This window comes from Pseudomonas fluorescens (assembly GCF_019212185.1).
Lineage (GTDB): Bacteria > Pseudomonadota > Gammaproteobacteria > Pseudomonadales > Pseudomonadaceae > Aquipseudomonas.
In genome coordinates, this window is the sequence record NZ_CP078138.1 from 5,541,044 (window position 1) to 5,554,951 (window position 13,908).

General features: G+C 58.0%; 9 protein-coding genes and 2 rRNA genes. 4 read left to right on the forward strand and 7 right to left on the reverse strand.

Annotated features, from left to right (window positions below; genetic code table 11):
• Positions 1-84: 84 nt before the first annotated feature.
• Positions 85-483, forward strand: coding sequence for a serine kinase/phosphatase (locus tag KW062_RS24895; protein ID WP_105754817.1), 399 nt, complete (start codon positions 85-87; stop codon positions 481-483).
• A gap of 43 nt (positions 484-526) precedes the next feature.
• On the opposite strand, the gene rimI is transcribed toward KW062_RS24895, so the two are convergent.
• Together rimI and KW062_RS24905 are read right to left on the reverse strand one after the other, a co-directional pair.
• Positions 527-979: a ribosomal protein S18-alanine N-acetyltransferase gene (gene rimI / locus KW062_RS24900; protein WP_105754818.1), complete on the reverse strand. Its 453-nt coding sequence runs from the start codon at positions 977-979 to the stop codon at positions 527-529.
• Entirely contained in the window at positions 972-1,757 is a 786-nt protein-coding gene (locus KW062_RS24905) for an energy transducer TonB (RefSeq protein ID WP_105754819.1), read from the reverse strand. The genes rimI and KW062_RS24905 overlap by 8 nt, the downstream gene beginning before the upstream one ends.
• A 178-nt stretch (positions 1,758-1,935) precedes the next feature.
• Between KW062_RS24905 and mksB the strand changes: the two genes are divergently transcribed.
• The 3 genes from mksB to mksF are packed head-to-tail and all read left to right on the forward strand — an operon-like array spanning position 1,936 to position 6,741.
• Complete coding sequence (gene mksB, locus KW062_RS24910) at positions 1,936-3,213, forward strand: Mks condensin complex protein MksB (protein ID WP_033866329.1); 1,278 nt, start codon at positions 1,936-1,938, stop codon at positions 3,211-3,213.
• Positions 3,203-3,904 (forward strand): Mks condensin complex protein MksE, encoded by a 702-nt coding sequence (mksE, locus tag KW062_RS24915; RefSeq protein ID WP_027619461.1) that lies wholly within the window; start codon positions 3,203-3,205, stop codon positions 3,902-3,904. The genes mksB and mksE overlap by 11 nt, the downstream gene beginning before the upstream one ends.
• Positions 3,901-6,741 (forward strand): Mks condensin complex protein MksF, encoded by a 2,841-nt coding sequence (gene mksF, locus KW062_RS24920; RefSeq protein WP_105754820.1) that lies wholly within the window; start codon positions 3,901-3,903, stop codon positions 6,739-6,741. Before mksE ends, mksF begins: the two co-directional genes overlap by 4 nt.
• A gap of 72 nt (positions 6,742-6,813) precedes the next feature.
• Here mksF and KW062_RS24925 read toward each other — a convergent pair whose 3' ends face one another.
• From KW062_RS24925 to KW062_RS24945, 5 genes are all read right to left on the reverse strand, one after another.
• Positions 6,814-9,117, reverse strand: coding sequence for a PqiB family protein (locus KW062_RS24925; RefSeq protein WP_027619459.1), 2,304 nt, complete (start codon positions 9,115-9,117; stop codon positions 6,814-6,816).
• Entirely contained in the window at positions 9,110-9,733 is a 624-nt protein-coding gene (locus KW062_RS24930) for a paraquat-inducible protein A (protein ID WP_027619458.1), read from the reverse strand. The genes KW062_RS24925 and KW062_RS24930 overlap by 8 nt, the downstream gene beginning before the upstream one ends.
• Positions 9,720-10,379 carry a paraquat-inducible protein A gene (locus KW062_RS24935; RefSeq protein ID WP_027619457.1) on the reverse strand — a complete coding sequence of 220 codons (660 nt, stop codon included), beginning with the start codon at positions 10,377-10,379 and terminating at the stop codon, positions 9,720-9,722. Before KW062_RS24935 ends, KW062_RS24930 begins: the two co-directional genes overlap by 14 nt.
• Positions 10,380-10,528: 149 nt before the next feature.
• Positions 10,529-10,644: ribosomal RNA gene (rrf, locus tag KW062_RS24940) — 5S ribosomal RNA — on the reverse strand.
• Between the two features lie 141 nt (positions 10,645-10,785).
• Positions 10,786-13,678: ribosomal RNA gene (locus KW062_RS24945) — 23S ribosomal RNA — on the reverse strand.
• Positions 13,679-13,908: the final 230 nt, after the last annotated feature.

A 13,908-nucleotide genomic window follows, 5' to 3' on the forward strand; every position in this document is an offset into this window, starting at 1 on the left:
GTGCGATCAGTGCGCCGAAAAAGCCCGGGAATCTTCAAGGGCAACGCCTGTCCACCTTATAAGCCCCCATTATGAGGATTTGCCATGACTGATTCACGACGTCCGTACGGTGCGGAGCAGCCTGAGCCCATCGACGACAACGAAGACCGCATGGGTTCGATGCATGAGCTGGACTTCGATGAAGAACCGCAAAGTTCGATAATCGGTGATGAGCTGCCCGAGCACTTGCGCCAGCGCCCCGCCCCGCGCAAATCGGCGCGCAGCATGGATGTTGGCAAGGCGGATGATGAGGAGGCCAGCGACGACGAGCTGACCCCGGGCAACCTGATTCGAGAAGACGGCGCACGCGATGCCCATGACACCGGCGGCGACGAACCTGCCGACTGGGATTTAAGCATTGTCGGCGAGGGCGAGATCGGAGGGGGTGACGGTCTGGATGAAGCCGAACTGGCGCGACGCGATCCAGTCGGTCGCAAGCGCTGAAACACCGACGAGGGTGTCTTCGCCCTCGTCAGCGCGGTGCTGACTAGTCCACCAGGGTGCAGACCATCACCACCGCATCTTCGCGACCACCGACCGCCGGGTAGTAGTCCCGACGCCGGCCAATTTCGTTGAAGCCATAACGCTCGTACAGGCTGAACGCCGCGCGGTTGCTGTCGCGGACCTCGAGGAAGCATTCCCGGGCGTCCGCCTTGTAGGCAATCGACATCAAATGCTCGAGCAGCGCCAACCCAAGCCCACGGCCCTGGTTTTCCGGTTTGACCGTGATGTTCAGCAGATGCGCTTCATCGAGAATGATCTGCACCACGCCATGGCCAACCTGTTGTTCACCCTCGAACATCAACCAGATCTGGTATTTGCCCAAGCCATCGAGAAATATCCCGCGGGTCCACGGGTGACTGAACGCTGCGTATTCAATTTTCAGCACAGCATCAAGGTCCGCCTCGGTCATCGGGCGGAATGTTACAGCGTCACTCATTGGGTTCTTTCCAGCGCGCCATCAGCCGACGCATGGCTTGCCAGACATCAGCCTTACGCTGTGGCTCTTCCATTAATAGTTCCAGCCCAGGCAAGGCCCAGGTTGTTCCCAGGCCTTCGACCTGGAGTTCGCGATTGTAGGACTCGGCATCCGCCTCGCCGGCGAAACGTACCGCCGGCAGGCCGATCAACCACAGGCATGCACAGGGCGCGTCTTCCAGGCGGGCCGAGAGAAATCCCTGGACAAAATCCCGCGCGGCGTCGGGCCCCTGGTCGAGGGCGCCACGTACCAGCAGCGGCCAGCGCACCGGCTCGCCGATGATCTGCGGGCTGTCCGGCAGGCCAGCGGCGCGCAGCATGTCCTTGAGCAGCATGTAGGCCGGGTCGCGGCTCTGGAAGGCCTCCCCCGTGGGCAACTCCACCAGCACCAGGCAACGTCCGGCGCGCAGCAGTTGCAGGGCAAAGCGCGGCGGCGGAATCTGTGGCGCCTTGGCCACCACGGGCTCAGCCTCGGCGGTCTCGAGCGGTTTGCTGGACGGACGCGCCGCTGCGGGCGTCGGCCGTGGCACCTCGATTTTCACCCGCTCGGTCGGCCGGACCGGCGGTTCAGCCTGCCTGTCGCCAACCGGCACCGGCGTGATAGACGTCTCCACCACCGGCTCTGGCGCTTGCAGCAGCTCAGGCCGTGACGGTGCAGCAAAGGGCAATTCGGTACGCGGCAGCCAGTTGACCACCTGCATGGCGGTCAAATAGGCGCGGCGACGGGACTCGATTAGCAAGGGTCGGCCACTTGTGGATAACTGAGAGTGCGGGGATTCTACCGCCCTTCGCGCAAGATCGCCCGCAGTTGCGAGGAGAAAAACGACAGTCCGTCCCGTCGATCCGCCGAGAATGATTGCCACCGAGCGCGATGCAGTACAATCGCTGCTTTTAATCGCCAACCAGCCGGCCAATCCAATGATCGAACCCAAGCGCGTCTTGCGCGCCCTCGCCGAACACTGGGCACTTCTGGAGCCACTGTGTGAGCATTTCGACCAAGGCACCCTGAGCCTCAACGAACTGCGCTCGCAACTGGCCGCCCAGCAACTGGACAGCACGCCACAGGACATCACCAGCCTGCTGGACGTGTGGATCCGCCTCGACATTCTGGTTCCGGTGGCCAAGAGCCCGAACCGTTTTGAACTGAACGCGCAGATCCACGATTTCCTGGCTTACCTGCGGCGTGAGCACCGCTTGGGCTTGTGCCTGGAGATCGAAGCCTACCTGCGGCACCTGGAGCGGCTGGCCGGCTATATACAAGACGCTTTCGACATTCGCGATGGCAACGATCTGGCACGGCAACTGCGCTTGCTCGACATGCGCGTACGCGATGTGCTGAAGAAACTCGCCAACGATGAGCAGGCCCTGGTGGCGGTCGCCGAGCGCGCCAAGACCAGCGACCGGCAGATCCCCCTGCGCCAGCGCTACGCCGAAGTACTGGCGACCTGGGACGAATACGTCGAGCCGATGATTCAGTTGGTCAACGCCGACGGCGCCTTCGAGCAAGGGGTGCGCAAGGTCGAAAATGTCCTGCTGAAGATGCTCACTGAACAGCAGCGCCTCGGCCACCTGGTCGACGACGATATGTTGCTGCGCACCCACGCACGCATCCTCGAAATGCAGACCAGCGCCCAGTTGACCCTGCGCCATGCCCGCGAGCTGCTGCTGCCACTGCGTGAAGAGGCGCGCCGGCACAACGCCGTGACCCGTGGTGCGGCGCTGGCCCTGTCGATGATCCGCCGCAAGGGTCTGGATGCCGTGCCGCAGGCGGCAATGCCGATGTTCACCCGCCCGCAAAGCACCTTCCTCGGCAGTGCGAGCCAAGTCGAGGCCTATGTCTATGCCTTGGCGCGTTTCGAGCCGAAACCGGCGCGCTTCCCCAAGGCCCACAAGACCCAGGTCGGCGAGCCACCTCGCGCGCCGCGCACCGTGCGCGAAATGCTCGAGCGCTGCGAGAGCGCCCTGCCCATGCCGGACCTGATGACCTGGCTGCTGGAGCAGGAACCGGACGGCGCCACCGATGAACTGCTGTACTGGTTTTCGCGCCTGTCACGGGACAAACGCTTCACCCGCGAGCGCCTGGAACGTCGCGACTACCACACACACGAGCACCAGGTCAGCCTGCGCTCCTTCGCCCTGCTCTCGGCCGGCGGCGACGCCACCGAGAATTCTGCGAGCACCCCTCATGCATCTTGATCTTTCCGAACTGTCTCAGCTGGCACCGATCTTTCGCGAGCTGTTCAAGGGTTATCACGTCAGCCGTCGCGATCCCGAGCTGTACGCCCAGCTATCGAATTTCCAGGACCAGTACCGCACCTTGTTCCGCGCCCTGGGCTTCGAACTGGTGTGCGATACCCGCGGCTTCTATTACTTCGTCCCCGACCTCGCCGCCGCGACCGTGAACAAGACCGCCCAGCGCCTGGCGTTGTTCACCTTTATCCTCGTCGAGCATCTGGCCGACCAGGGCCGCGACCCAATCGCCGTGCTCGATGGCGGCAGCCTGGGTCGCGATGAGCTGCCTTCGTTGCTGGAGAAGTACCGCGACCTGTTCCTCCAGGCCGAAGTTCAGACTCAGGAAGAGCTGGAAGAAAAGATCATGCGCCGCATGACTCAACTCGGCTTTGCCGCTGAAGAAAACGGTGTGTACCGTTTCCTGCCGCCAATGCACCGTTTTCTCGACGTCTGCCTGTCGGTTCAGCAGGACCGTGACCTGGCCGCCAGCCTGCACAGCGTGCTACCGCTGCCAACGCCGGTGTTGATCGATGACGACAGCGACGAGAAACTGCTGCACACCGATGACCCGCTCGACTTGAGCGACTTTTCCGAAGAAAGCGAAGAAGACGCCCTGGCCCGTGCCATTGCCGAAGAACAGGAGCTCGACGCATGAGCAAGGAACGTTACGGCATTCGCCGCTTTGCCCTTCTGAATACCGCCGGCTACAGCCTTGGCCTGTTTCCGCTGGAAGAGCCGCTGTCGGTGTACGGCGCCAACAACCTGGGCAAGTCCGCCTCGATCAACGCCTTGCAGTTCCCGATTCTGGCACGCATGTCTGACATGAGCTTCGGCAAGTACAGCCTGGAACAATCGCGGCGCTTCTACTTTGCCTCCGACACCAGCTACATCCTGGTGGAGGTCTCACTGCCCCACGGTCCCCATGTGATCGGCGTGGTCGGGCGTGGCCCGGGCGGCGGTTTTGGCCACCAGTTTTTCGCCTACGCTGGCAAGCTGGACCTGGCCCATTACCAGAAGAACGACACCTGCCTGCGCCAGAAAGAACTGTTCACCAACCTCGAGCGCGAAGGCCTGAAAGCCTACGAACTCAAGCCGGATGAACTGCGCCGCTTGCTGGTGGGCGGTCACACCTCGATTCCCCTGGACCTGACGCTGATCCCGCTGCGCTCCACCAGTGAACAGAGCCTGAAGACCTTCCGCGCGCTGTTCATCAACCTGCTGCACATGCGCGAAATCACCGCCGCCAAGCTCAAACAGCTGTTCCTCGATGCGTTCGAACACAGCCTGCGCTCCGGGAGCGTCGATTACATCGCAGCGTGCGAAGAAGCCTTCCGCGACGTACGCCGGATGGAGCAGGACTACAACTCGCTGGTTACCGCCGGACCACTGGTTGAAGCCCTGTCGTCAGGCGTTAATCAGCGCAATATCCTGCGCGGCAAACTGCACCGTATTTCACCGCTGCTCGATTCCCTGCTGGGCACCTGGTCGGACTACGCCAGTGCGCGCAAGGAAGAGCTGACGATCCAGGCCGAGCATTACCGCAACGAGCAGGACGCGCTGCAAAACGATCAGCGTGGCGGTACCCAGGAACTGATGCGCCTGGAGCGAGAGATCACCGGCATTCAGCGCTGGCTTGGCGAGTTGTCGGTGCTCAAGCATCGCTTTGCCCTGATCGATGACGTCAAGGTCCTCGAGGCACAACTGCTGGCCGCCAAGGATGCTCACGATGAACTGGCTGGCGCCTTGGCCCAATCGCGGCAGTTCACTGCCGAAGACCTGGATGAGCGTCTGCGGGAGCTGGAAAAACGCCTGAAATCGGTCAAGCAGCAGCTCGATCACGCTGATAACAACAGCTACGCCCGTCTGCGCGAAGAGTTCTCGCAACAGGATGTCGAACGCCTGATGCGCCTGTTCAACAGCGCCCTGTTCAGCCTGCCGCTGGGCGAGCACGGCATCACCCTGGATGAGGACGGGCAGTGGGTCAAATCCCTGGAACTGATCCTCAATGGCTTCAAGGGCGAGCGTTTCGAAGTACCGGGGCTGGCAATCGATATTTCCCACATCGAGCCGCCGGCCTTGCAGGCCCTGGCTGACCGCGCCGCCCTGCGCGACCAGAAAGAGCGCCTGGAAAAAGAACTCAAGCAACTCAAGACCCAGCAGGCCGTTGCCGCCGACCGCGCGGCCAGCAAGACCCAGACCGAAGCGCTGTACCAGCAGGTGCTGGACGCGCAGAAAGCTCTGGAAGACTTCCGCCGCGCGCAGACCCTGAGCGCCGAAGAAGGCGACAAGCTGGAACAGCTGGCGCAGATGGAAGCCGCGCAGGACGAATTGAAACGCTCCAGCGACGCCTTCACCGAACGCGTCCAGCAGTTGTCGGCCAAGTTGCAGTTGGTGGGCCGGCAAATTGGCGACATGGAAGCCAAGCAACGCACCCTGGACGATGCACTGCGCCGTCGGCAGTTGCTGCCCGCTGACCTGCCTTTCGGCACGCCGTTCATGGACCCGATCGATGACTCCATGGAAAACCTGCTGCCCCTGCTCAACGACTATCAGGACAGTTGGCAGGGTCTGTTGCGCGCCGACGGCCAGATCGATGCGTTGTACGCCCAGGTGCGCCTCAAGGGCGTCGCCAAGTTCGACAGCGAAGACGATATGGAGCGTCGCCTGCAATTGCTGATCAACGCCTATGCACACCGTACCGACGAAGCCCTGACCCTGGGCAAGGCGCGGCGTGCGGCAGTGACTGATATCGCACGGACGCTGCGCAACATTCGCAGCGACTACGACAGCCTCGAGCATCAACTGGCGCTGTTCAACCGCGAAATCAACAAACGCCAGGTGTCTAACCTGCAAAGTTTCCGCATTGTCCTGGCGCCGAACAAAGAAGCGCTCAAGCATATCGACCAGATCATCCACAGCGCCGGTCAATATGAGGAAGGTGAAACCCTCTCAGTGTTCGATCTGAGCCAAAGTGCCGAACAGGACAACAAGAACGAGGAAGCCAAGGAATACCTGGCACGCCTGGTGGCGGCGAACCACAACCAGCTCGGTCTCAAGGATCTGTTCGAGCTGGCGTTCGAGATCACCAAGGTCAATGGCCAGCCGGTGATTCACACTGACATCGATGGCGCCGCATCCAACGGCACCACCATGACCATCAAGGCGCTGACCAACATGTATTTGTTGCTGCACTTGATGGACCGCGACCAGGCCGGGCGCGTGCGCTTGCCGTACTACCTCGACGAAGCGGCGGATATCGATGAGAAGAACCAGGCTGCACTGCTGGAAACCAGCCTGCAACTGGGCTTTGTGCCGATCCTCGCCAGTGTGAAACCACAGGTCTGTGCCAGCGTCGCCATCGACCTGGAAGGCGGCAGCGGACCGAACGGTATCTATATCGACGAGGCCGACTGGAAGTTTATCCGTCGGCATGACGAGGTGAAGCCGGCGGTTATTGTCGAGGCTGACGAGCCGGAGTTGGACGCAGTGTAATCCGCTCCTCAGCCGCAAATAAAAAGGCCGCGATCCAGGGATCGCGGCCTTTTTTATTGCCCGATGCCGCGGTTATTTACCGAGGGAAATTTTCGGTGCCCACTGCAGCCATTCGTCTTCGAACTTGTCGAACAACGGGAAGGTTTGCTGAGGGCGCGCCGGGTTACCCATACGTTCACCGTCCGGTGTGGCAAAGGCGATACCGCCCTGCATCAGGGTTTCCAGAGATTCGGTGCGCACAGTTGCACCCTTGAACAAGCTGTAATCCAGGCCAAAACCGCTGGTGTTCCAGAAGCGTGAGCCGCTGCGCACCAATGGCGCGTACTTCGGTTCGATCAGAATCCGAATCAGCACTCGATCCGCCGTCTGCCCGAGTTCGTAGCCAGTAACCTTGCCCACGGTGATTTCGCGATAGGTCACCGGTACGCCAGGCTTCAACGAACCACGTCGGGCAGCGCTCAACGTCAGGCTGAGCCCGGCCTCTTGCACCTCAGCTTCCGGCGGCTTGGCCAGGGCCACAAAGTTCTTTTGCGGGCCGAGGTTTTTCGGGGCCGGTTGCACCTCGATATATTGCCCGGTCACCAGGGTTTCCAGGTTCGATGTCTTGATCAGACCCAGCTCCGGCTTGACCACCCAGAACTGGCTCCCCGCCCGGGCAATGCGCTCCGGCACTTCGGTGATACGTGCGGTGAGCAGCACTGATTGCAGGTCGTCACTGAGATCGACGTCTTCAACCTTGCCCACGTCCAAGCCTTTGTAGCGAATCGGCGTGCCACTGTGCAGACCGTCGGCCCGATCGAGCTTGATGGTGACGATCGCGCCTTTTTGCGTGGCCTCGTCGTGGTTGGCAAACAGGCGGAAACGCGGGATGCGCTTTTGCAGCGGCGCCTTGGCCTCCGGCGTTTCAAAGGCAATACCGCCGGCCATCAGACTCTGCAGCGACTCGCTCTTGACCTGAATCCCACCGGTCAGTCCGCCGGTGAGAGTAATGCCGCTGGCGTTCCAGAAGCGCGTCGAGGCATTGACCAGCCCTTCGTATTCTTTCTCGATGTGCACGCCGATGACCAACTGCTTCTTGGTCCGAGAGAACTGATAGCTCTGCACCGACCCGACCTTGACCTGCTTGAACAGGATCGGGCTGCCGACCTCCAGTGAACCTAGGTTATCGGTGAACAGCACCAAGTGCAGGCCCGGCGCACGCAGATCCAGCGGCGGAGCCTTGGGCCGCGCCTCGAATTCACGCTTGGGCGCACTGCCCTTGTCGCCGGGACGCACTGCGATGTAGTTACCCTTGACCAGGGCTTCCAACCCGGTGATACCGGCCAGCGAAATCGACGGCTTGACCACCCAGAACTGCGTGCCTTCGACCAAGTAATCTTCCGCCAGGGGGTCAAGGGTCAATTCTGCGGTAGCGCTGGACAGGTCAGAGTCGACCTTCAACGCTTTCAGGTTACCGACCTGGATGCCCTTGTACATGACCGGTGTACGACCGGCCTGCAGGCCTTCGAAGTCGCTAAGCTTGACCTTGACCCGAATACCGGCCTGAGCCGCGTCGAAGTCTTCGTAGAGTCGAAATGGCAGGCTTGGATCGGTGGGCGGACTGTCCTTGCGGTTTTCCGGCGTCGCGAAGGCGATACCGCCGGCAACGATGCTGGCCAGCGACTCACTGCGCACTTTCACTCCGGACAGGTTGGCATCGATGCTGATCCCGCTGGCATTCCAGAAACGCGTGTGTTTGCGCACCAGGCTGGCGTAGGTCGGCTCAATAAAGACTTTGATCTCGACGGTGCTCTGGTCCTCGGACAGCAGGTAGCTTTTGACCTGGCCGACCTGAATCTGCTTGTAGAACACTGGACTGCCACGGTTCAGCGACCCCAGGCGATCAGCCTTGATCGTCAGGTGCAGGCCTGGCTTGGAGTCGGACAGCGGCGGTTCCTGGGCGAGCGCCTTGAATTTGCGCGTAGGTTCACCTTCACCCGGGCTGATGGCGACGTAGTTACCCGAGACCAGGGTTTCCAGACCGGTAATGCCGGCCAGGGTCACGCTGGGCTTGACCAGCCAGAAGCGGGTGCTGGTCTTGAGGTATTGCTCGACGTCCTTGTTCATCTCGATCGTGGCAATCACCCCACGGCTCTTGCCTTGGTCATCGAGGGTCAGGTTCTTGACCTTGCCGACCGACATGCCTTTGTAGACCACTTCAGTCTTGTTGGCCTGGATGCCTTCGCCGCTTTCAAAACGAACCTGCACCTGAATGCCGGTTTCGTTATAGGCACGCCAGCCGAGCCACCCACCAATCACCAGAGCGATCAGGGGCAATACCCAGATGGCCGACCAGTTGGAGGCCGGTCGAGTTTTAGCTTTTGGCAAATCAGTCATGGTCGTCGTCCGACTCCGTGTTATCCCAAATCAGTCGGGGATCGAAAGTTACTGCAGCGAGCATTGTCAAAATCACCACACTGGCAAAGGCCACCGCACCGAGATTGGCCTCGATACTGGCCAGCCTGCCAAAGTTGACCACCGCCACCAGAATGGCGATGACGAAGATATCGAGCATTGACCAGCGACCAATGAACTCGATAAACCGGTACATCATGATGCGTTGCCGAGCAGAGAGGGGCTGACGGCGCTGGACCGAAAACAGTAACAGCGCGATCCCCACCAGCTTGAAAGTTGGCACCAGGATACTGGCGACGAATACCACGGCAGCGATAGGAATCATCCCGTGCTGAACCAGGGTGATTACGCCGGACATGATCGTATCGCCTTCACCCTGGCCCAATGAATTGACCGTCATGATGGGCAATACATTGGCGGGGATATACAGGATCGCAGCCGTGATCAGCAGCGCCCAGGTGCGCGCGAGACTGTTGGGCCGGCGGGCGTGAACCAGCGCACCACAACGGGAGCAGGTCTGCTCATCGGTGTCCGGCTCCTGTTTGTTCAACTGATGGCATTCAGCGCAAATCAGAATGCCCGCATCAATCGCCCGCATGAGCGTCTTCTCCTGAAAGTGCTTCCCAGATCTGGTGAGGCGACATCACAACTTCCAGCCACACCTGGACCAGCAACAAACTGATAAAGCACACCAATCCCAGACCCACCGTGATGGAAGCAAGGTCGGCCAGCTTGACGATGGCCACCAACACACCCATCAAATAAACCTCAAGCATTCCCCAGTCGCGCAAGTGGTGATAAATGCGATAGAGCAGCAGGCCATAGCTACGCCCGACGTCCAGGCGAATGCTTAATAATACGAATAACTGACAGAGCAACTTGAGCAACGGGATGCCCATGCTGCACAGAAACACCACCACGGCGACGCTTTGCATACCGGTTTCGAACAGGCCAATTACGCCTGTCCAGACGGTATCCTCAGCCGACTGGCCCAATATATTGAGCTGCATGATCGGCAAGAAGTTCGCGGGGATGAACAACAGTAACGCGGCAATCACCAGCGCGAGGCTGCGCTCGACGACATTATGCCGATGAGCATAAAGCTCGTAGCCACAGCGTGGACATAAGGCTTTTTCGTCATGGGCGAGCTGTGGTTTGCGCATCAGCAAGTCGCATTCATGGCACGCCACCAAGTTGTCCAGCGGTAAATCTGACAGCCCAGAGGCGTCAACCGGATCTGGCATAGAGGACTCGGTTTCTGATAAGGAGGGTCTATTCTAGTGTTCTGCCCTGAAAATAACTGTGCAAATTTGTCCTGATTGCATAATCAACTTTCCCGCACGCAAAAACAAAACCCCTACCTGCATTCGCAGATAGGGGTTTCGGAATTTAATCTTGACGATGACCTACTCTCACATGGGGAAACCCCACACTACCATCGGCGATGCATCGTTTCACTGCTGAGTTCGGGATGGGATCAGGTGGTTCCAATGCTCTATGGTCGTCAAGAAATTCGGGTACCGAACCGTCTTTCGACGTTTCAGCAAATCGGGTATGTGATCAATTTGTGTACTGCAAACTTTCGGTGTCTTCGTCTTCATACACCGCAATCTGATGCTCTTTCGAGTAGTCAAATTGCTTGGGTGTTATATGGTCAAGCCTCACGGGCAATTAGTATTGGTTAGCTCAACGCCTCACAGCGCTTACACACCCAACCTATCAACGTCGTAGTCTTCGACGGCCCTTCAGGGAACTCAAGGTTCCAGTGAGATCTCATCTTGAGGCTAGTTTCCCGCTTAGATGCTTTCAGCGGTTATCTATTCCGAACATAGCTACCCGGCAATGCCACTGGCGTGACAACCGGAACACCAGAGGTTCGTCCACTCCGGTCCTCTCGTACTAGGAGCAGCCCCTCTCAAATCTCAAACGTCCACGGCAGATAGGGACCGAACTGTCTCACGACGTTCTAAACCCAGCTCGCGTACCACTTTAAATGGCGAACAGCCATACCCTTGGGACCGGCTTCAGCCCCAGGATGTGATGAGCCGACATCGAGGTGCCAAACACCGCCGTCGATATGAACTCTTGGGCGGTATCAGCCTGTTATCCCCGGAGTACCTTTTATCCGTTGAGCGATGGCCCTTCCATACAGAACCACCGGATCACTAAGACCTACTTTCGTACCTGCTCGACGTGTCTGTCTCGCAGTCAAGCGCGCTTTTGCCTTTATACTCTACGACCGATTTCCGACCGGTCTGAGCGCACCTTCGTACTCCTCCGTTACTCTTTAGGAGGAGACCGCCCCAGTCAAACTACCCACCATACACTGTCCTCGATCCGGATAACGGACCTGAGTTAGAACCTCAAAGTTGCCAGGGTGGTATTTCAAGGATGGCTCCACGCAGACTGGCGTCCACGCTTCAAAGCCTCCCACCTATCCTACACAAGCAAATTCAAAGTCCAGTGCAAAGCTATAGTAAAGGTTCACGGGGTCTTTCCGTCTAGCCGCGGATACACTGCATCTTCACAGCGATTTCAATTTCACTGAGTCTCGGGTGGAGACAGCGCCGCCATCGTTACGCCATTCGTGCAGGTCGGAACTTACCCGACAAGGAATTTCGCTACCTTAGGACCGTTATAGTTACGGCCGCCGTTTACCGGGGCTTCGATCAAGAGCTTCGCGTTAGCTAACCCCATCAATTAACCTTCCGGCACCGGGCAGGCGTCACACCCTATACGTCCACTTTCGTGTTTGCAGAGTGCTGTGTTTTTAATAAACAGTCGCAGCGGCCTGGTATCTTCGACCGGCGTGGGCTTACGTAGCAAGTACTTCACCCTCACCGGCGCACCTTCTCCCGAAGTTACGGTGCCATTTTGCCTAGTTCCTTCACCCGAGTTCTCTCAAGCGCCTTGGTATTCTCTACCCAACCACCTGTGTCGGTTTGGGGTACGGTTCCTGGTTACCTGAAGCTTAGAAGCTTTTCTTGGAAGCATGGCATCAACCACTTCGTCGTCTAAAGACAACTCGTCATCAGCTCTCGGCCTTAGAATCCCGGATTTACCTAAGATTCCAGCCTACCACCTTAAACTTGGACAACCAACGCCAAGCTGGCCTAGCCTTCTCCGTCCCTCCATCGCAATAACCAGAAGTACAGGAATATTAACCTGTTTTCCATCGACTACGCTTTTCAGCCTCGCCTTAGGGACCGACTAACCCTGCGTCGATTAACGTTGCGCAGGAAACCTTGGTCTTTCGGCGTGGGTGTTTTTCACACCCATTGTCGTTACTCATGTCAGCATTCGCACTTCTGATACCTCCAGCAAGCTTCTCAACTCACCTTCACAGGCTTACAGAACGCTCCTCTACCGCATCATCCTAAGATGATACCCGTAGCTTCGGTGTATGGTTTGAGCCCCGTTACATCTTCCGCGCAGGCCGACTCGACTAGTGAGCTATTACGCTTTCTTTAAAGGGTGGCTGCTTCTAAGCCAACCTCCTAGCTGTCTAAGCCTTCCCACATCGTTTCCCACTTAACCATAACTTTGGGACCTTAGCTGACGGTCTGGGTTGTTTCCCTTTTCACGACGGACGTTAGCACCCGCCGTGTGTCTCCCATGCTCGGCACTTGTAGGTATTCGGAGTTTGCATCGGTTTGGTAAGTCGGGATGACCCCCTAGCCGAAACAGTGCTCTACCCCCTACAGTGATACATGAGGCGCTACCTAAATAGCTTTCGAGGAGAACCAGCTATCTCCGAGCTTGATTAGCCTTTCACTCCGATCCACAGGTCATCCGCTAACTTTTCAACGGTAGTCGGTTCGGTCCTCCAGTTAGTGTTACCCAACCTTCAACCTGCCCATGGATAGATCGCCCGGTTTCGGGTCTATTCCCAGCGACTAGACGCCCTATTAAGACTCGCTTTCGCTACGCCTCCCCTATTCGGTTAAGCTCGCCACTGAAAATAAGTCGCTGACCCATTATACAAAAGGTACGCAGTCACCCAACAAAGTGGGCTCCCACTGCTTGTACGCATACGGTTTCAGGATCTATTTCACTCCCCTCTCCGGGGTTCTTTTCGCCTTTCCCTCACGGTACTAGTTCACTATCGGTCAGTCAGTAGTATTTAGCCTTGGAGGATGGTCCCCCCATATTCAGACAAAGTTTCTCGTGCTCCGTCCTACTCGATTTCATGACTAAGAGATTTTCGCGTACAGGGCTATCACCCACTATGGCCGCACTTTCCAGAGCGTTCCGCTAATCTCAAAGCCACTTAAGGGCTAGTCCCCGTTCGCTCGCCACTACTAAGGGAATCTCGGTTGATTTCTTTTCCTCAGGGTACTTAGATGTTTCAGTTCCCCTGGTTCGCCTCTTGCACCTATGTATTCAGTACAAGATAACCATCTTATGATGGCTGGGTTCCCCCATTCAGACATCTCCGGATCAAAGTCTGTTTGCCGACTCCCCGAAGCTTTTCGCAGGCTACCACGTCTTTCATCGCCTCTGACTGCCAAGGCATCCACCGTATGCGCTTCTTCACTTGACCATATAACCCCAAGCAATCTGGTTATACTATGAAGACGACATTCGCCGAAAATTTGCATTTAGAACACAAATTTTACCTTAGCCTGATCCGTTACCAGTGAAAGTAACGTTCAGTCTATCTTTCTATCACATACCCAAATTTTTAAAGAACGATCTAATCTTAAAGATCAGAAATCAACATTCACGCTGGAATGCTCATTTCTAAGCTTTACGACACACAACAACCCCCGT